General features: G+C 37.6%; 18 protein-coding genes and 1 tRNA gene. 14 read left to right on the top strand and 5 right to left on the bottom strand.

Annotation, left to right across the window (positions count from 1 at the left end):
• Positions 1–562 precede the first annotated feature (562 nt).
• Positions 563–1,138, bottom strand: coding sequence for a DUF3109 family protein (locus AC2S94_RS03830; RefSeq protein WP_484630189.1), 576 nt, complete (start codon positions 1,136–1,138; stop codon positions 563–565).
• Between the two features lie 135 nt (positions 1,139–1,273).
• Between AC2S94_RS03830 and AC2S94_RS03825 the strand changes: the two genes are divergently transcribed.
• From AC2S94_RS03825 to AC2S94_RS03815, 3 genes are read left to right on the top strand one after another with little or no spacing between them, the layout of a single operon-like run.
• A complete protein-coding gene (locus AC2S94_RS03825; protein WP_484630188.1) occupies positions 1,274–1,855 on the top strand; it encodes a MarC family protein in 582 nt (193 codons plus the stop codon).
• Complete coding sequence (locus AC2S94_RS03820) at positions 1,852–2,046, top strand: hypothetical protein (RefSeq protein WP_484630187.1); 195 nt, start codon at positions 1,852–1,854, stop codon at positions 2,044–2,046. The genes AC2S94_RS03825 and AC2S94_RS03820 overlap by 4 nt, the downstream gene beginning before the upstream one ends.
• Positions 2,047–2,048: 2 nt before the next feature.
• Positions 2,049–2,657: an FAD-dependent oxidoreductase gene (locus AC2S94_RS03815; protein ID WP_484630186.1), complete on the top strand. Its 609-nt coding sequence runs from the start codon at positions 2,049–2,051 to the stop codon at positions 2,655–2,657.
• Here AC2S94_RS03815 and AC2S94_RS03810 read toward each other — a convergent pair.
• From AC2S94_RS03810 to AC2S94_RS03795, 4 genes are all read right to left on the bottom strand, one after another.
• A complete protein-coding gene (locus AC2S94_RS03810; protein ID WP_484630185.1) occupies positions 2,649–2,951 on the bottom strand; it encodes a hypothetical protein in 303 nt (100 codons plus the stop codon). The two genes, AC2S94_RS03815 and AC2S94_RS03810, sit on opposite strands and share 9 nt — an antisense overlap.
• 15 nt (positions 2,952–2,966) lie before the next feature.
• The gene (locus tag AC2S94_RS03805) at positions 2,967–4,559 is read right to left on the bottom strand and encodes a S41 family peptidase (RefSeq protein WP_484630184.1); all 1,593 of its coding nucleotides are present in this window, start codon (positions 4,557–4,559) and stop codon (positions 2,967–2,969) included.
• The gene (locus tag AC2S94_RS03800; protein ID WP_309562044.1) at positions 4,556–4,987 is read right to left on the bottom strand and encodes a deoxycytidylate deaminase; all 432 of its coding nucleotides are present in this window, start codon (positions 4,985–4,987) and stop codon (positions 4,556–4,558) included. Before AC2S94_RS03800 ends, AC2S94_RS03805 begins: the two co-directional genes overlap by 4 nt.
• Before the next feature lie 89 nt (positions 4,988–5,076).
• Positions 5,077–5,664, bottom strand: a complete 588-nt coding sequence (locus AC2S94_RS03795) for a HupE/UreJ family protein (RefSeq protein ID WP_484630183.1) — start codon at positions 5,662–5,664, stop codon at positions 5,077–5,079.
• 406 nt (positions 5,665–6,070) lie between these two features.
• Here AC2S94_RS03795 and AC2S94_RS03790 point away from each other — a divergent pair, with 406 nt between their 5' ends.
• The 11 genes from AC2S94_RS03790 (at position 6,071) to AC2S94_RS03740 (ending at position 17,326) form a co-directional block, all read left to right on the top strand.
• Positions 6,071–6,883, top strand: coding sequence for a response regulator transcription factor (locus AC2S94_RS03790; RefSeq protein WP_484630182.1), 813 nt, complete (start codon positions 6,071–6,073; stop codon positions 6,881–6,883).
• A gap of 95 nt (positions 6,884–6,978) precedes the next feature.
• Positions 6,979–7,060, top strand: a tRNA-Leu gene (locus tag AC2S94_RS03785).
• 237 nt (positions 7,061–7,297) lie between these two features.
• The gene (locus AC2S94_RS03780) at positions 7,298–8,509 is read left to right on the top strand and encodes a site-specific integrase (protein ID WP_484630181.1); all 1,212 of its coding nucleotides are present in this window, start codon (positions 7,298–7,300) and stop codon (positions 8,507–8,509) included.
• A 202-nt stretch (positions 8,510–8,711) separates the two neighbouring features.
• Positions 8,712–9,920, top strand: a complete 1,209-nt coding sequence (locus AC2S94_RS03775; protein WP_484630180.1) for a primase-helicase family protein — start codon at positions 8,712–8,714, stop codon at positions 9,918–9,920.
• Positions 9,921–10,407: 487 nt separating this feature from the next.
• On the top strand, positions 10,408–11,277 hold the full coding sequence (locus tag AC2S94_RS03770) for a toprim domain-containing protein (RefSeq protein ID WP_484630179.1): 870 nt from the start codon (positions 10,408–10,410) through the stop codon (positions 11,275–11,277).
• 92 nt (positions 11,278–11,369) lie between these two features.
• The gene (gene mbpA, locus AC2S94_RS03765) at positions 11,370–11,666 is read left to right on the top strand and encodes a mobilization protein MbpA (protein WP_484630178.1); all 297 of its coding nucleotides are present in this window, start codon (positions 11,370–11,372) and stop codon (positions 11,664–11,666) included.
• Positions 11,663–12,535 (top strand): relaxase/mobilization nuclease domain-containing protein, encoded by an 873-nt coding sequence (locus AC2S94_RS03760; RefSeq protein ID WP_484630177.1) that lies wholly within the window; start codon positions 11,663–11,665, stop codon positions 12,533–12,535. Before mbpA ends, AC2S94_RS03760 begins: the two co-directional genes overlap by 4 nt.
• A 12-nt stretch (positions 12,536–12,547) precedes the next feature.
• Positions 12,548–13,000, top strand: a complete 453-nt coding sequence (locus tag AC2S94_RS03755) for a DUF6730 family protein (protein ID WP_484630176.1) — start codon at positions 12,548–12,550, stop codon at positions 12,998–13,000.
• A gap of 180 nt (positions 13,001–13,180) precedes the next feature.
• Positions 13,181–14,545: an oxygen-independent coproporphyrinogen III oxidase gene (hemN, locus tag AC2S94_RS03750; RefSeq protein WP_484630175.1), complete on the top strand. Its 1,365-nt coding sequence runs from the start codon at positions 13,181–13,183 to the stop codon at positions 14,543–14,545.
• A 75-nt stretch (positions 14,546–14,620) separates the two neighbouring features.
• Positions 14,621–14,845, top strand: a complete 225-nt coding sequence (locus tag AC2S94_RS03745; RefSeq protein ID WP_484630174.1) for a hypothetical protein — start codon at positions 14,621–14,623, stop codon at positions 14,843–14,845.
• An 87-nt stretch (positions 14,846–14,932) separates the two neighbouring features.
• Entirely contained in the window at positions 14,933–17,326 is a 2,394-nt protein-coding gene (locus AC2S94_RS03740; RefSeq protein WP_484630173.1) for a heavy metal translocating P-type ATPase, read from the top strand.
• Positions 17,327–17,366: the final 40 nt, after the last annotated feature.

Raw genomic sequence — 17,366 nt, 5'->3', positions numbered from 1 at the left:
TTCGGTCTCAGCTATTTTTTATTGAAAAGTGTTTAACAAATATTTAAAAATGAGACGTATAATGAAAGAATTTGGCTCAAACGTTTTCAACAAAGTTTTCAACACTTAAGAACATCGGTTTTTCATAGTTTCTTGTTAATTTTGGTTTTTAAAATATTGAAATACAAACACTTATAATTTGTTAATAATTTTATGACCAAAAAATGAGCATGGTGTTATATAACCTGTTTTTGAAGCTGAATTTCATTTGAAAATAAGTCTGAAAATGATGGGTAATAAAGCGAAAACCGGCTTTTTGGGAAAACCGGTTTTCTAGAAAACAGAACTAATTTTTTGGTTGGCCACCTATAAAAATTGTTGGAATAGATAACGCTTTAATTCTGTAATATTAAAATCTGACTCCAAAAGGCAATTTTAGAGTTCGTTATTTAATCAAAAATTTTTCCGGGGGAATGAAAAGAATCAGAAAATGATTCTTTTTTTTTAAAAGATTGAAGCATATAAATATACAAAATTTCATACTTATGCTGAAACTAATATGTTTGAATATTAATACTTTAAATTATTTTCTTGCCGGTAAATTTTTGGCTACTTCTTCCAATTCTTTGTACCAGTCTTCGCCAAATTTTCGTACCAAAGCGTCCTTAGTGAATTTGTAGATAGGAACCTGTAGTTCTGCGCCAAGGCTGCAGGCATCATCACAAATTTCCCAGCGATGGTAGTTCACTGCTGAAAATGAAGAATATTCCTGAACTCTAACCGGGTATAAATGGCAGGAGACCGGTTTTTTCCAGTCGATATCACCCTGGTTATATGCTTCCTCAATTCCGCATAATGCAGTTCCTTTATCATCAAAGGTAACATAAGCGCAATCTGCGCCGTTGATTAGAGGTGTCTCAATTTCGCCATTTTCCCTAGTTATATAAACTCCCTGTTCTTCAATGGCGGCAATACCTTCTTCTCTCAAATAAGGTTTCACCTTTGGGTAAATTTCCTCCATGATCGCCCTTTCTTCTGGTTCTACCGGAGCACCGGCTTCACCATCTATACAGCAGGCGCCTTTGCAGGCAGAAAGATTACACACAAAATCATTTTTAATGATCTCTTCAGAGACTAAAGTTTTACCTAATTGAAACATGCCGCAAAGATAATTTTCTAGCCATTAGATAGAAGAATTTTCAGGATAAAATTCATATAAATTTAACATGGTTTCGGAATTGCCAATCAGATAAGATCAAGTACTTTTGCACGCAATTTTGAAAAAGAGTAGGTTATGTTTAAAGTATTAGATCTCAGGCAGATATTCACTGCAGGTATGATTCTTTTCGCTGTAATAGATATTATTGGGAACATCCCGATCATTATAGATCTGCGTAAAAAAGTAGGGCATATTCAAAGTGAAAAAGCGTCGATCGTCGCTGGGATAATCATGGTGGTATTTCTTTTTTTAGGTAAAGAGATACTTAACCTCATTGGAATAGATGTAAATTCATTTGCGGTAGCGGGTTCTTTTATTTTGTTTTTCCTGGCTTTGGAAATGATCCTTGGGATAAGCCTGTATAAGGATGATGCGCCAGAGACAGCTTCCGTTGTTCCATTGGCTTTTCCTTTGATCGCTGGTGCCGGAACCATGACCTCACTGGTATCACTTCAGGCAGAATATGAAACAGTAAATATCATTGTTGCTATCATTATCAATATTATATTTGTATACCTGGTTTTAAAATCTTCTGGAAAGATCGAGAAGATTCTTGGAAGTCAGGGTATCAATGTAATCAGGAAAGTATTTGGAGTGATTCTTCTGGCTATAGCCGTGAAGCTTTTTGCTGCCAACATCCAGAATTTGTTTTCATGAAGTATCTTATTTACACCATAATATTTTTAGCCGTTATTTTTATTGGGATCAGTGTTACCTCTTTAGATCTTGATAATTTGCTGGAAGGGGATAGCGGAAATGCTTTAATCGTGATCGCAGCAAGTTTATGTGTGATCGTTTTAATGTCTATTCTCTTGGTTTCTAGAACCATCACCAAAAAGCATGAGTAATCATGGATTATGATGTTTTGATCGTTGGTGGAGGTGCAGCAGGACTATCCTGTGCCCTGGTTATTGGTTCAGCTCTGGAAAAGCCATTTGCTGAAAATAAGAAAGCAGGAATTATCCTGCACCAGAGATCCTCACATTTACAATCTGCTTTACTGAATAATGCCTTCGGGATTCCTGCCGGAAGTAAGGGAATGGATCTGCTGAAAGCCGGTGTGACCCAGTTGTCAGATCTTTATCCAGGGATGCAGCAAATCGTCAAGGAAAAGGTGAAGGAAATCACTGAAATTAACGGTGGTTATCGGGTGACTACCACTAAGAATGAGTACACTTCAGCCAAAGTTGTGATCGCTGTAGGTTACACCAGTCCTTTCCGAATTAAGGGATTGGAAAATTATTTAATTCCGCATAAAAAAGCAAAGGTTTCCAAAGATCGGGTACAGTTGAAGAATGAAGATCATCTGGTTAAAACTGGATTGTACGTGGCGGGTACGCTGGCCGGCTGGCGTAGTCAGTATGCTATTGCAAGTGGCAGTGGTGCTGCTGTTGCAACAGATATTCTAACCGACTGGAATGATGGTAAACATACCAAAATTCACGATAAATTATCTTAGGAAATAGAAAAGGAAACTCAGTGGCAAAGTAACGATTGCAAGTATTAAAAAGCTTTGTTGTAAGTTTCTAAATAGCAGTGCTCTTTTTAATTGCCTGATAAATCTGTCGTCATCACTCGAATTTATCTGGTTTTTCAAGATTCTTCTGGAAACGTTGGAAGTATTTACCAGAATGTCCTTTTTTAGAAACAGGTAGGTGCTATTATCCAGTAGTCGGAAAGACACTGCGATAATAAATAAGAACAATGGTGTTAATGGCCAGATAGCCGATAGATATTGTAAAAAATTTCCCATCGAATATCCAAAGTATTATTTTTCTTTGGACAACTCAATTACTTTCTCAATTAATCGGTCATCTTCATTTAAATACCGTTCAAATGCATTAGTTCCGAAAAGTTGTTGGGCTATTTCAGCCTTTAAATATTTCTTTAGGAGAGGTTTGCGTGCTTGGCTTGTTTTTTCAATTCCAATGTTGATATTTCTTACATATCGGTCAAATTCCTGTACCATTTCATCGGTGATTTCTATCTTTTCTCTAAAGTCATCTTTAGAAATGGAATTATAAAATTCACGGTTCTTTTCCAGGATATCGAATACAAATCTACTCATATAGCCTCCGCGTAAAAGCAGGCTAAGTTTTTCCTTCTCTGAATCGGTATCCTTGGGAACAAAAATATCTGGGATTATTCCGCCGCCGCCATAAACGATCTTGCCACCTGGAGTTATATACCTGAGAGAATCGTTTACCACAATACTATCCTGGCTATTAAGTTCACCATTCTTATATCGACGCATATAATCATTAAAATAAGCGTCGTTTCCGTTCTCATAAGGTTTCTGGATAGATCTTCCAGTAGGAGTGTAATACCTGGCAATGGTTAACCTTACGGCGCTACCATCTCCAAGCTCCATTTCCCGTTGAACCAGTCCTTTTCCATAAGAGCGTCGCCCCACAATCGTACCCACATCATTATCCTGAAGCGCACCGGCAACAACCTCGCTTGCAGAAGCTGAATTTTCATTGATGAGTACAAATACTTTCCCATTCTCAAAATCTCCTTTTCGCTGGGCAAAAGTTTTTTCAATCGCTCCGCTTTTATTTTTAGTGAAAAGAATGAGTTTATCATCTTTTATAAATTCATCTGCAATATTGATGGCTTCAGAAAGATAACCGCCAGGATTACCGCGAAGATCCAATGCTATTTGTTTAGCACCTTCCTTTTCCAGATTTTTTAAAGCCTGGCTGAATTCCTCATAAGTAGTTTCTGAAAAGCGATCTATCTTTAGATATCCTAGATCTTCAGTAAGCATATAAGATGCACTCACACTTTTCAATGGAACTTTTCCCCTTTTCAGCTTAAAGGTGAGTAGGTCTTCAATCCCTTTTCTCAAAATTTTTAAAGTGACTTTGGTATTAGCTTTGCCTTTTAACTGAGTCGTAATACTATCATCACTTATTTGCCTATCAAATAATTTCTCTCCGTTGGCGTAAAGAATCCTGTCTCCGCCGCGTATTCCAATTTTTTCACTAGGACCTCCTTCCAGGGCCTTGATCACAACTATGGTATCCTGAATTTTGTAGAAACTTACCCCGATTCCCACAAAATCACCCTTCATATTTTCGGTGACCCGCGCATATTCGTCCTTTGGGATATAAACGGAATGCGGATCGAGATTTTCAAGGATTTTGTTAACCGTAACATCTACGATACTATCGGTATTTACATCATCTACATATTCGTAGTCTATGTAATCTATGAGCCTGTTTAATTTTTGCTTTTTTGGATTAGCTGAAAAAAGTTCATCGGAAGGGTCAAAATCCAGCCTTGCACCGAGGATGAGGCCAATGGCGCATGCGATGCTCAATAATAGTGGCGTGTATATTTTATTCCTTCCCTTCAATCTTCTAATTCTGATATTTGTTCCAGTTCAACCCCGGCTTTTCTCAAAAATTCGAGTCCGGAATTGTCTTTATAATCTATTTGATAAACCAGTCGGCTTATACCAGATTGGTGTATCAATTTGCTACATTCCTTACAGGGTGACATGGTTATATATAAGGTCGCATCTTTACAGGATTGCGTGGAACCGGCCACCTTTAAGATCGCGTTGGCTTCCGCATGCAACACATACCATTTAGTATAACCTTCATCATCCTCACAAAAATTCTCAAAACCGGTTGGAGTTCCATTATATCCGTCAGAAATGATCATCCTGTCCTTTACAATTAACGCACCAACCTGTTTTCTATTACAATGAGATAATTTACTCCATTCTCGGGCAATTCTCAAATATGCTTTATCGAATTTTAGTTGTTTTTTCTTATTCATGGTAACTCTAAAGGTCTAGCTTTCAGAAATTAATAATATGCTGCAAATTAAAAGATTATTATGAAAAATTGAGTTCAAAAGCTTTTAATCTAAAGTGCTAAATAGCTTTCTACGAGAATAGGGAGAATAACCCCAATTACTATTGAAGAAGTAACGATGATCCAGTCTCTTTTTGATACGTTCAGCAAATTCTGCAGGATAAATCCTATGATCATGACTGCCAGCACTACGATCACCTGGGCCATTTCAATTCCCAGTGCAAATTCAACCAGTGGCCAGAATTTGCTTTGTGAACCAGAAGCGATCATTTTAAAATAAGAGGAAAAGCCAAGTCCGTGTATAATTCCGAAGAAAGCGGTAGTGAAATATAAAAGGCTGAAATTGGTATTTCTTACTTTTCTTCCGGCAGTGGCAATATCAAAAATAGCAGTCGACAATATGGTAACCGGAATTAGAAATTCAACATAATTCGCATCCACTCGAACAATTTCATAAACTGAAAGAAACAATGCTAATGTATGCCCTAGAGTAAAAAGCGTTACCAGCCAGAGAACCCGTTTCCAGGTACTAAATCCATAAGAGGCTACCAGTACAATTAGAAAAAGGACGTGATCGTATGCCTGCCAGTCCAGGACGTGATCCAGCCCAAGCTCAAAGTACAGCCAAAATTGCGACATAGTAGATGTTTATTAGCAAAGTTTCGAAAGTACAACTTATTCATATAAATGCAAAGATGAAAGGCTTTCAAGAGGTAATTGTCTAAAAATCAATATATTTTAAAATACCTCAATTGTGGTATTTCAGAAACCTATGCGAGATTTTATCTTAGCAAGGTCTAATTTCATGATCTGTAAAGGTTTTTTTGCTTCCGGAAAATTGTGTAGGGACGAAATTCCGATAATGTTTTGTTGGGGTAAACAGCATTTGCAAAGAATACCAAAACTAATCATTGATATTTGACCTGGCAGCCTTCAGATTTTTCTGAAGGCTTTTTTTATCGGTCAAAATTACAAAAAGCCGATACGGTCTATATGTTTAAATTTCAGTATTGTTTATATTTACTCTAGTAAATCAAAAATCTATATGCAAGACGAGCTGCAGAAGATCTCAGATTACTGGAAAAATGCCTACTCCAGCCGTATTGAAAATTATCGTCCATTTGAGATCACCAAAGATTTCAAAAGGTTCGCTAATATGTTCGCCCTGGGAAATTCTTACTTGTATATTGTAAATCTATATAATTTCAAGATCGAATATATTTCAGATTCGGTGAAGTTATTTGTAGATAAGGATAAAGATTCCATAGAGATGAACGACCTTCTTCACACTGTTCATCCGGATGAAATTGAAAATATTAATCTTAAGAGCAGGGTGATCAAAGACTTTTACACGTCTTTTATCGATCGGGAACAGGTGCTGGATTATAAGAATATGTTTTCCTACCGAATGAAAAATGCAGATGGGCAGGTTAGGACGATGCTTTACCAGGCGATGCCGCTTAGCATTCTTGAAAATGGAACTCCAGAACACGTTTTCTGTATACAAACTGACGTTTCGCACCTTAAAGTAACCAGCACTTCGGCGGTATCATTTTTGAATATGGAAGGCGGGAGGTCCTATTATAACGTGGATGTTTCAAAGGGAACATTTCATCCTGATTTCTGTGAAGGCGGAAAAAAAGATCTGGGAGAACTTTTTTCAGAAAGAGAAATGCAAATAGTCAAGAGTTTATCGAAAGGTAAAAACGCTGAGCAGATCGCAGACGAATTGAATCTTTCCCACCATACGATAAAAACGCATCGTAGAAATATTCTGCAGAAAAGTGGCTGCGCCAACACTACAGAGCTGGTAGCAAAATGTTTGACCAATGGTCTTATTTCTCCCAATCTTAATTAAACCGATTGTTTTAATTACCAATTCAAATCCTTCAAGAAATAATTAAGTTTCCATTTTTCTAAAACAATTTTTTTATATTTTTGCCGTCCATTATTGCTCGAGTGGCGGAATTGGTAGACGCGCTGGATTCAAAATCCAGTTCTTTCGGGAGTGTGGGTTCGATTCCCACCTCGAGTACTTTTAAGATTTCAAATTAAACTAAAACCCCTTAAACTTCACTGTTTAAGGGGTTTTTCATTTTTTATAATATTAAGTAATACCAATTAAAAGTATATAAAAGGTGTCTAATTCGGGCGCACTCAGCTAATAAAATTAGGTGCGCCCGAATGGAGCCTAAAGCACTGTTAAATAAGGATTTACGAGTTTTTAATTTCTTTTTTATCTGATATATGTATATCGGAAAATTGAAGAAAAATGCAAGATCTCTTATCGGTATTATTCTATGTAAGGAAGAGTAAAGATAAAAACGCTACTCATGCTATGGTATATCTTCGGATTACCTATGATGGTAAGAGAGCTGAGGCTAGTACGCTGCGAAAGGCTCCTTTGTCCAAATGGAATTCGAAAGCGAATAAAGTTATTGGATCATCTATTGAAGCTAAGCAGATTAATCGAAACCTTGATATTATTAAAAATCGGATTTACGAAATCTATCAGAAACTTTTAGAAAAGGGAGAGGAAATAACTGCTGTAGGAATTAAGAATGAATATTTAGGAAATAGCGATGATAAGAAGTCTATTCTTGAAATGTTTGAAGAACATAACTCAAGAATGAAAAAATTGGTTGGTAAAGATTACTCTTACAGAACACTTCAGAGATATGAAACAACCAAAAAACATCTTAAATCATATATTTCTTCCAACTTTAAGATGGAAGATTATCCCGTAAAGGAAATCGATACAAAGTTTGTAAATGCTTTTATTTATTACCTCAAAACAGAATTAGCCCTTTCCCATAATTCCGCTCTTAAGTACATTTCCTATCTCAAAAAAATTGTGAGGGTAGCCTATGCGAATGGATGGTTGGAGAAGGATCCATTTTACAATTTCAAACTCAAACTTCAAGCAAGAGATCGTGAATTCTTAACTAAAGAGGAAATCATCAAAATAATGCAAAAGGAATTTTTGATTCCCAGGATTGAGCATGTGAGGGATGTTTTCCTATTTTCCTGTTATACGGGCTTATCCTACGCTGATGTTCAAAAATTGAATTCTGATGATATTGTTAAAGGAATTGATGGAAACCTTTGGATCAGGACAAAGAGAACCAAAACTAAAACACTTAGTAGCATTCCCTTACTACCCGTTGCTCAAAGGCTCATAGAAAAATATGAGCATATTGTCTTTCCTGATAACCGATTACTGCCTGTTTATACTAATCAAAGAATGAATAGTTACCTTAAGGAAATCGCAGATGGATGCAAAATCAAAAAGAATCTAACTTTTCATATGGCCAGGCATACTTTCGCTACAACAGTAACCTTATCAAACGGTGTCCCAATAGAATCTGTAAGTAAAATGCTAGGACATCGATCGCTAAAAACTACTCAACATTATGCCAAAATTTTAGATGGAAAGCTTAGCGAAGATATGGAACTTCTAAAAGAAAGGCTAGCACCTAAATAATCGAAAAAATGTTCATAATTTTATTTAAAATGAATTAAAATCATTTACAGGAGCATTTTATTTCAATTACGAAAAATTAATGTTATTTGGCTTATTTTGATTTAAATTGATGTATACGCAACAAAAGGCACAAATAACTGAATAATTCTTAATTAATTTAGAATTTCTTACTTTTAATAGATCATGTAATTACAGGTCTATTGTGAAGCAGAAAAACACTTACATCAGAGTCGGCACTCAGTACTATAAACTGGTACAGATCCCTTCCATTTCAGGACACACGAATCAAAGTTTGATTCTTTGGAATATCGAAACCATCCGCCAGGATCACGGAAAGACCTTTCTGGCCCAGATTCCCAAATTTGATGGCTTCACCTGCATTCCCGACCATCTTAATTTTCAATCGACCTTCCATAATTTTTATAACACTTATGCTCCTTTGAGCCATACCCTGGAAGAAGGAAGTATCAAACGATCTTTAGCCTTTGTCAAACATATTTTCGGACCTCATTTTGAACTAGGTCTGGATTACCTGCAGCTGCTTTATACCAAGCCCACTCAGATCCTTCCTATCCTTTGTCTGGTCTCTCAGGAACGCTCTACAGGAAAAAGCACCTTTTTAAAATGGCTAAAGAATATTTTCCAGGGTAATCTTACGTATTTGCTTAATGATGATTTCAGTAGCCAGTTCAATTCAGATTGGACCAATAAACTGCTGATTTGTGTCGATGAAGTCTTATTTAATAAAGAAGAACTCACCGAAAGAATCAAATACCTGAGTACCACTAATTATAACAAGCTCGAGGCAAAAGGAAAGGACAAACGGGAAGTAGAATTCTTTGGCAAATTTATACTCTGCAGCAATAATGAGGAGAACTTTATCAAGATCGATCAGCATGAGACCCGCTTCTGGGTCCTGAAAGTACCGAAGGCAGAAAAGGAAGAGACCGAATTACTCGAAAAGCTTAACCGGGAGATCCCGACATTTCTATACTTTCTTTCGAATCGGAAATTGCAAACACGAAAGAAGACTCGCATGTGGTTTACCCCGGAACAATTGGAAACAAAAGCCTTAAAAAGGCTGGTTCATAATAATAGGAACCGGGTGGAGAAAGAGATGGCCAGCTTATTCCTGGCCATCATGGAAACAGATAATTCTGAGGAGATTAAAGTATGTCCGGTGGATGTTTTAAATGCCCTGGGAAAATCGCGGATCCGAACCGACCTGACCCAGATCCGCAAGATCTTCAAAAAAGACTGGAAACTTACCAATCAACCCAACTCTAACGGCTATCTGAGGTTTGTCACCTACGCTGATGGAGATATTAACTGGAAGGAAGCCAAAGGACGCTATTTCACGATAACTAAAATGTTCTTAGAGCAGCAGTTTGAGGAAGAGAAGTTAGGCTAAAACCTGCCGGCACAAAGAAAAATGATGAATTGATGACTAAATGATGACAGGGAACATCCAGTGTTCACGGGGGTTCCCATGCGCTGTCATCGTTTCATCATTTTTAAACAGACTTTTCAGGGAAAAGCTTCTGATTCTCTCCTTTTTTTTGATGAATTGATGACAGAATAGGATGAGATCAGTAATAGTAAGGCTTAAGGCTGTCATCATTTTGTCATCAAACTGTCATCAAAATGAAAATGATGACAGAAATTAAGAGAAGACAGATGAGATACTAAACAAAGCTAAATACTAACAATCAAAATGCTATTGAAATAAAAAAGTAGGACCGTCTTTCATCGATTTACCTAAACAAAACCCCGTCCAAGGGTGAGGGCTTTGTTTAGGTAAAACAGAAAAGAAATGAATAAGACAATCACCATAATACATTTTTTATTTCAACAGCAACTTCATTCAGCTGTTGTAGATGTAATTAAAATTAAGGATCATGAGAGAGCGAAAACTAACCTGTGAAAGAGCCCGCAGTATTTGCATCGTAAAAACGCTCGCAAAACTGGGGCACTTTCCCAGTAGGACAAGGGAAAAAGAAGCCTGGTTTCTGAGTCCCCTCCGGTCAGAAACACAGGCCTCTTTCAAAGTGTCTTTAAAACTGAACCGGTGGTATGACTTCGGAATAGGTGAAGGTGGAAATGTCATCGATCTGGTTTGCAAGATTTCTAATTGTAGTGTTGCCGATGCCCTTCAATTCCTGTCTGATGAGCTACCTGTATATTCATTTCAAGGACCAGTTACAGATACTTTAGAAAGGGATAGCGGTAATACCATTGTAAAGGTCAAACCAATCACCAGGAGCTATTTAAAGAAGTATGTGCAATCCAGAGGCATCTCTTTACAGGTAGCCAGAAAATACTGTAAGGAAGTATGGTATGAATGTCATGGAAAGACCTATTATGCTATCGGACTTCAGAATAATGAAAATGGTTGGGAACTTCGCAATCTGTATTTTAAAACCTCCAGTTCTCCAAAAAGTTATACCTGGCTTCAAAATGAGAAGAATCACCTGGTGGTTTGTGAAGGAATGTTTGACCTGTTATCCATCGCGAAATTATATCCGGAAGAATTAAATAACTCGGATATCATTGTCTTAAACTCCTTATCATTTTTAGCTCAGATCACCCCCATATTTAAGAGCTATAAAAGCATAGATCTCTACCTGGATAATGATCCTTCAGGAAGGAACAATACCACCGAATTATTGCGGTATTATCCCCATATAAAAGACCAAAGTGATTGCTATAAAAACCATAAAGATCTCAATGAAAAACTAGCTTGTGGACACAGGATTTCCACGAGCTGAAAACCTTTTTTGAGTAGCAAAGCAAGATGTGTCATTGTCATGACAATCTTGCTTTGCGCCCGGAGGTTGCAAAGATTAAAAAAGACAGGACTATGAAACGGGAAGTCATCCAGATACGATGCTCGATCTACGAGAAAAAGCTACTCAAAAAAAGAGCGGCCAGGGCAGGAATTTCACTTTCTCAATATCTACGGTCCACCGCCTTTGAAATTAATATGGTAGAAAGAATCACTCCGGAACAATTGGAATGTTACCAGATGCTCATCCAGTATAAAAACAACTTTATGCGGATTAGTAATATGTTTAAGAAAAGAGATCCCAAACTAGCCAGGAATGTAGAAGCCCTGGCTGAAGAAATACGGCAACACCTTTACAATTTTAAGCGATGATCGGAAAAGGACAATCCATATCACGAACCCAGGCTTCCATCGAATATGGATGGAATCAGGAGAAGGAGGCCGAAGTGGTGCTCAAAGAACACCTGGCGGGTGAAACTCCAAAACAGATTACCGATGAATTCAGGATCATTCAATCGCAGAATGCTCGCTGTACTAAAAATACCCTGAGTTTTGTGGTAAGTCCAACCATAGAAAATGGAAAAGAATTAAACCATCGAGACTTGGAAAAGATCACCCAGGGATTTATTAAAGAAATGGATCTTAAAAATCACCAGGCTATTGGTTTTGTTCATAAGGATAAAGAGCACACCCATATTCATATCTATGCGAACCGTATCAGCTTAAAAGGAGAAGTTTATAAAGACAGCTTTATAGGAAAACGAAGTCAAATCGCAGCAGATAATGTAGCCAAACAATTAGGACTTACCCGGGTCAGGGAGGTACAACAACAAAAGCTACAGGAATTAAAATGGCAGCGATTGGCCATTAGACATATTAATAACCAAGCTCTGGAGTCCCGGCCAAAATCCCTGGATGATTACATACAAAAAATGAATACACTTAATGTAAAGGTCATTCCGAGTATCAATAAATCCAATCAGCTGCAGGGCTTCCGGTTCAAATACCAGGGCGCGAATTTAAAAGGAAGCGAGGTGCACCGGTCCATGAGTGGAAGCAAACTAATCGCAGAAATCTCTCAGAATAACAGTTACGGCAAACTCAAAGAGGTACCGAAAACTTTAAAGCTGGTGAATAATACCGTTCAACTGAGCACCAATATGGCTAGTAAGATCGCTAAAGACCTAGCTAAGCAGGGGATCAAACGAGGACTTGATGCTGGTATGGGCATCGGGTACTAAATATTAATTATTATGAAAAAACTAGATGAGATCATGGAACTGATGGCCGATGAAATGGCCGATTTTAAAAATTCCCTTGAAAAACTGGCAGCATTATCCAAAGAGCTGAATGAAATGAGCATTCCTATCAGTACAGCTGCTATTGAGGATAATCTAAAGAGTTTTCTTCAAAAGCAGGAAGAGGCTAATAAACTAAAAGATAAGTTACTTAATGATATCAATGTTAGATTGGAAGGAGCCATTCTGATACCCAACTATATTCTTGTGTTATTTGGAAGTATTCTGGTCCTTTTACTATCTGGCCTTGGATATTTTATATATGCTAACAAAAATATAGAAGAAGAGAAATTCCAGATCTATCGAAATATTTCTGAATCGGAGCTTGCATCCTATCAAATCTTTTTTTCTAAAAATCCAGAAGTTAAACAAGATTACTGCACCTGGCTTGAACAAAACCATAATTAAAATTCGCTTTTCCCCCTTGGATTCTTTCTAAGATTACCCAATTTCGTTATAAATTTGGAACGAAGTTAGATTTGCTTTTTTAGCCGCACGGGGTTGTTTATAGAAATGTTGGCAAAAATATGATCATTCTCATATTTTAATTTTTTCGGTAAAGTTATTTTTGAATTTAAAATTCAAATAATGGTACAAAGTCTTATTTCCAAGTACAATATATCCGGCCCTCGCTATACCAGTTATCCTACGGTTCCGTATTGGGATCATACATCATTTTCGGTTAGAGAATGGAAGCAAAGGATAAAAAAAAGTTTTCAGCAGAGTAATGCCTCAGAAGGCGTAAGCATCTATATTCATCTGCCATTCTGTGAAAGTCTTTGTACGTTCTGCGGATGCAATAAAAGAATAACCAAAAATCACGATGTTGAAACTCCATATATCAAAAGTTTGTTGAAAGAATGGGAGCTCTATCTTGCTATTTTCGGTGGTAAACCCAAAATAAAGGAAATTCACCTTGGGGGCGGAACCCCCACCTTTTTTTCTTGGGAAAATTTGAAGTACTTAATTCAAGGTATATTTTCAACAGCTTATAAATCAGGTGAAACTGAACTGAGTTTTGAAGGCCACCCCAATAATACTACCCTATCCCATTTGCAAACGTTGTATTCTCTTGGCTTTAAAAGAGTGAGTTATGGTGTTCAGGATTATAATGAAAAAGTTCAAAAAGCCATTAACAGAATTCAACCTTTCTCAAGAGTTAAGCAGGCGACTGAAAATGCGCGTGCAGCAGGATATACTTCCGTTGGGCATGATATAGTTTTCGGACTTCCTTTTCAGAAGACGGTTCACGTAATTCATACTATTCAGAATACTTTAGAACTTATGCCAGATCGAATTGCCTTTTATAGCTATGCTCATACTCCTTGGATTAAGGGAAATGGCCAGCGCGGATTTAGTCAGGAAAATCTTCCCTCACCGGCCGAAAAGCGCAAACAATATGAAACTGGGAAACATATGCTGGAGGCAGCTGGTTATGTTGAAATTGGTATGGATCATTTTGCACTGAAAACCGACAGTCTATATGTCGCTGTAGAGAATAAGACACTGCATAGAAATTTTATGGGATACACGCATTCCAAGACTCAGTTAATGATAGGCCTTGGGGTTTCAGCAATAGGTGATAGCTGGTACGGATTTGGTCAAAATGTAAAAGGAGTGGAGGAATATCAGGATCTAGTTAATAACAACATTTTTCCGGTTTTTAGAGGACATATTTTGGAAGAGGAAGATCTGCTCATTCGTAAACATATTCTTGACTTAATGTGCAATCTGAAAACTGCCTGGAATTCAGCAGAAGCCAGGATCATAGATTACGACTCTATTAAAGAAAATCTTCGGGAAATGGAAAATGACGGTCTTCTGAAAATGGATGGAAATACTATTGAAATCAAAAAACCTGGTAGACCTTTTGTTCGCAATGTATGTATGGCTTTTGATCTTCGCCTAAAAAGGAACACTCCAGACAGGCAATTGTTCTCGATGACCGTTTAAAGTTCCTTAAAATTTAAAATCTTAATTAACTGATATTTAGGAGTATTCGTTTCTTAAAATGGTAATTTAGGCAATATGAAAAATAGAGGAATCATATTGCTATCTATCACTACTGTTGTTTTAATTGTTCTGGTGATTCTTTCGGTTCTTAACACCAAATTTCCTATTGTTTTTTTTCTTGTTGTAGGAGGTCAGGCGCTCCTAATTTTTAGCGTTTACCACATTTTAACCGATGATTACTCAACTGAGAAAACTTTTGACGATTTCTATGAGGATTATCCTATCGGAAAACAGGAATAATTTCTTCCCGAATTAAATCATAACTGACATCCGTCATTTTTTTAACCTTTTCAGTTTCTAAAATTTGTAGCAGGAAAATTAGCTAATATGGCTGCTTGTTACCATTGTGGCGATGCTTGCATCGTTGAAACCATTATGTATGATTCGAAAAATTTCTGCTGTAGCGGCTGCAAAACTGTTTATGAAATTTTCGAGAAAAATGATCTTTCCTATTACTATGAAATGGAAAGGAATCCGGGGATTTCTCCTGAATTCAGTGCTGGGAAATTCGATTTTCTGGAAAATGAAGAGATCGTTTCCAAACTATTGGATTTCAATGAAGGTGAAATAAAAGTAGTATCATTTCAGATTCCGAAAATGCATTGTAGCTCTTGTATCTGGATTCTCGAGAATCTTGGAAAACTGCATGGAGGAGTGCGTAATTCCCAGGTTAATTTTCCAAAGAAAGAAGTCAGAATTACCTTTTCTTCTGAAGAGATCAGCCTGAAATCTCTGGTCCTGCTGCTTGCCCAGGTTGGTTACGAACCCAATATCTCACTCGAAAATTTTGAAAAGAAAGAAGGAATTGCAGATCGAAGTCTTATTTATAAATTAGGAGTTGCCGGTTTTGCTTTTGGAAACATTATGTTTCTTTCTTTTCCTGAATATTTTGAGATCGAGGAATTCTGGCTGAACCAGTTTAAGAATATCTTTCGCTGGCTTATGTTCGCATTTTCACTTCCCGTGGTTTTCTATGCTGGTAGCGATTACTTTATTTCAGCATGGAAAGGGTTACGATCCAGAATGCTAAATATCGATGTACCCATTGCGTTAGGAATTGCCGTGCTTTTTATTAGAAGTTCTGCAGATATTATACTGGATCACGGCACCGGATTTTTCGATAGCCTTAGCGGACTCGTTTTTTTTCTTCTCCTCGGAAGATTTTTTCAGCAAAAAACCTATTCATTTCTTTCTTTTGAAAGGGATTATCGCTCTTATTTTCCCATTGCCATCACGCGTATTTCTGCTGAAGAAAAGGAAGAACAGGTTCAGGTTTACAAAATTCAAAAAGGGGATACGATACTTATCAGAAATGAAGAGCTTATTCCCATGGATGCTGAAATTTTGGAAGGTTCAGCAAATATCGATTACAGTTTTGTCACTGGCGAAGCCGAAGCTGTACGTAAAAACAAAGGAGACAAGGTTTTTGCCGGCGGTCGGCAAAACCGCGGCATCCTCAAACTGAAGGTTTTAAAACCTGTAGAACAAAGCTACCTCACCGAACTATGGAGCAATGAAATTTTCAAAAAAGATCGCTTATCCGGTTTCCAGTCGTTAACCAACAAGATCAGTAAAAATTTTACCATTACTGTATTGAGCATTGCCATTTTGGCCACCACAGCATGGATGGTTCTTGATCCTTCCAAGGCATGGTCTGTCTTTACAGCGGTTTTGATCATTGCCTGTCCTTGTGCCATTGCACTTGCCGCGCCTTTTACCCTGGGAAACCTCTTGAGGGTATTTGGCAAAAACGGACTTTACCTAAAGGATGCTTCGGTAATTGAACGCATGGCAGAAATAGATTCGGTAGTATTTGATAAAACAGGAACCATTACCACCACCGGCCTGAACACGGCAGTTTACGAAGGCATCAGTCTTTCCGAAGAAGAAATGCAAATGCTGAGCGGTAGTCTGAAGGCTTCTTCTCACCCCTTGAGCCGTTCGCTCTATGCTATCCTGGATAAGAATGGAATTCAAACTCCAGACACCTATAAGGAATATGCAGGCTCAGGAATTGAATGTGATTTTCAGGGAAAACGAATGCGTATTGGCTCTGCCAAATTCACCGGAGACCTGAAATTGAGTGATTCAGAAAGCACGAAAACAGCTGTTCATATTAATGCGAATGACCAGTATAAAGGTTGTTTCAGCTTTAAGAACACCTATCGAAAAGGTATAGCGAACCTGTTTCAAAAATTGTCAAAACACAAATACCTCATCATACTTTCAGGAGACAATGATGGTGAAAAAGTACATTTAAGAGCCACACTTCCTCCAGATATTGGTTTGCATTTTAACCAGAAACCGGGAGATAAACTAGAATTCATCAAACAGCTACAGCATGGTGGCAGGAAAGTGATGATGGTGGGCGACGGACTCAATGATGCCGGGGCGCTGGCTCAAAGTGATATTGGTATTGCCGTTTCAGAAGATATCAACGTCTTTTCGCCAGCCTGCGACGGTATAATGGACGCTTCAGTTTTATCAGATTTTGACACCTATTTCAACCTGGCTGGAAAAGGCATGCAAATCATCAAAATCAGCTTTTTACTGTCTCTTGTTTACAACATCACAGGCCTTGCTTTCGCAGTCACTGGAAATCTTGAACCTGTTGTCGCGGCGATATTAATGCCCTTAAGCTCTATAAGCATTGTAGCATTTACTACGATCGCGACGCAATGGATTTCCAGGAATTTAAAAAAGAGAAAACTGGAAAGCTGACGGTTGTCATTTTTTGAAAGCAACATCAAAATTACTTTTA

The organism is Christiangramia pacifica, assembly GCF_057221535.1.
Note: the sequence above shows the minus strand (reverse complement) of the source record. Positions and strands in the feature narration are given on the sequence as shown.

Excerpts from the sequence above, each read along its gene's own strand:
- AC2S94_RS03830 (WP_484630189.1), bottom strand. The coding sequence starts at position 1,138 with ATGTTTCAATTAGGTAAAACTTTAGTCTCTGAAGAGATCATTAAAAAT.
- AC2S94_RS03825 (WP_484630188.1), top strand. The coding sequence starts at position 1,274 with ATGTTTAAAGTATTAGATCTCAGGCAGATATTCACTGCAGGTATGATT.
- AC2S94_RS03820 (WP_484630187.1), top strand. The coding sequence starts at position 1,852 with ATGAAGTATCTTATTTACACCATAATATTTTTAGCCGTTATTTTTATT.
- AC2S94_RS03815 (WP_484630186.1), top strand. The coding sequence starts at position 2,049 with ATGGATTATGATGTTTTGATCGTTGGTGGAGGTGCAGCAGGACTATCC.
- AC2S94_RS03810 (WP_484630185.1), bottom strand. The coding sequence starts at position 2,951 with ATGGGAAATTTTTTACAATATCTATCGGCTATCTGGCCATTAACACCA.
- AC2S94_RS03800 (WP_309562044.1), bottom strand. The coding sequence starts at position 4,987 with ATGAATAAGAAAAAACAACTAAAATTCGATAAAGCATATTTGAGAATT.
- AC2S94_RS03795 (WP_484630183.1), bottom strand. The coding sequence starts at position 5,664 with ATGTCGCAATTTTGGCTGTACTTTGAGCTTGGGCTGGATCACGTCCTG.
- AC2S94_RS03790 (WP_484630182.1), top strand. The coding sequence starts at position 6,071 with ATGCAAGACGAGCTGCAGAAGATCTCAGATTACTGGAAAAATGCCTAC.
- AC2S94_RS03780 (WP_484630181.1), top strand. The coding sequence starts at position 7,298 with ATGCAAGATCTCTTATCGGTATTATTCTATGTAAGGAAGAGTAAAGAT.
- AC2S94_RS03770 (WP_484630179.1), top strand. The coding sequence starts at position 10,408 with ATGAGAGAGCGAAAACTAACCTGTGAAAGAGCCCGCAGTATTTGCATC.
- mbpA (WP_484630178.1), top strand. The coding sequence starts at position 11,370 with ATGAAACGGGAAGTCATCCAGATACGATGCTCGATCTACGAGAAAAAG.
- AC2S94_RS03760 (WP_484630177.1), top strand. The coding sequence starts at position 11,663 with ATGATCGGAAAAGGACAATCCATATCACGAACCCAGGCTTCCATCGAA.
- AC2S94_RS03755 (WP_484630176.1), top strand. The coding sequence starts at position 12,548 with ATGAAAAAACTAGATGAGATCATGGAACTGATGGCCGATGAAATGGCC.
- hemN (WP_484630175.1), top strand. The coding sequence starts at position 13,181 with ATGGTACAAAGTCTTATTTCCAAGTACAATATATCCGGCCCTCGCTAT.
- AC2S94_RS03745 (WP_484630174.1), top strand. The coding sequence starts at position 14,621 with ATGAAAAATAGAGGAATCATATTGCTATCTATCACTACTGTTGTTTTA.
- AC2S94_RS03740 (WP_484630173.1), top strand. The coding sequence starts at position 14,933 with ATGGCTGCTTGTTACCATTGTGGCGATGCTTGCATCGTTGAAACCATT.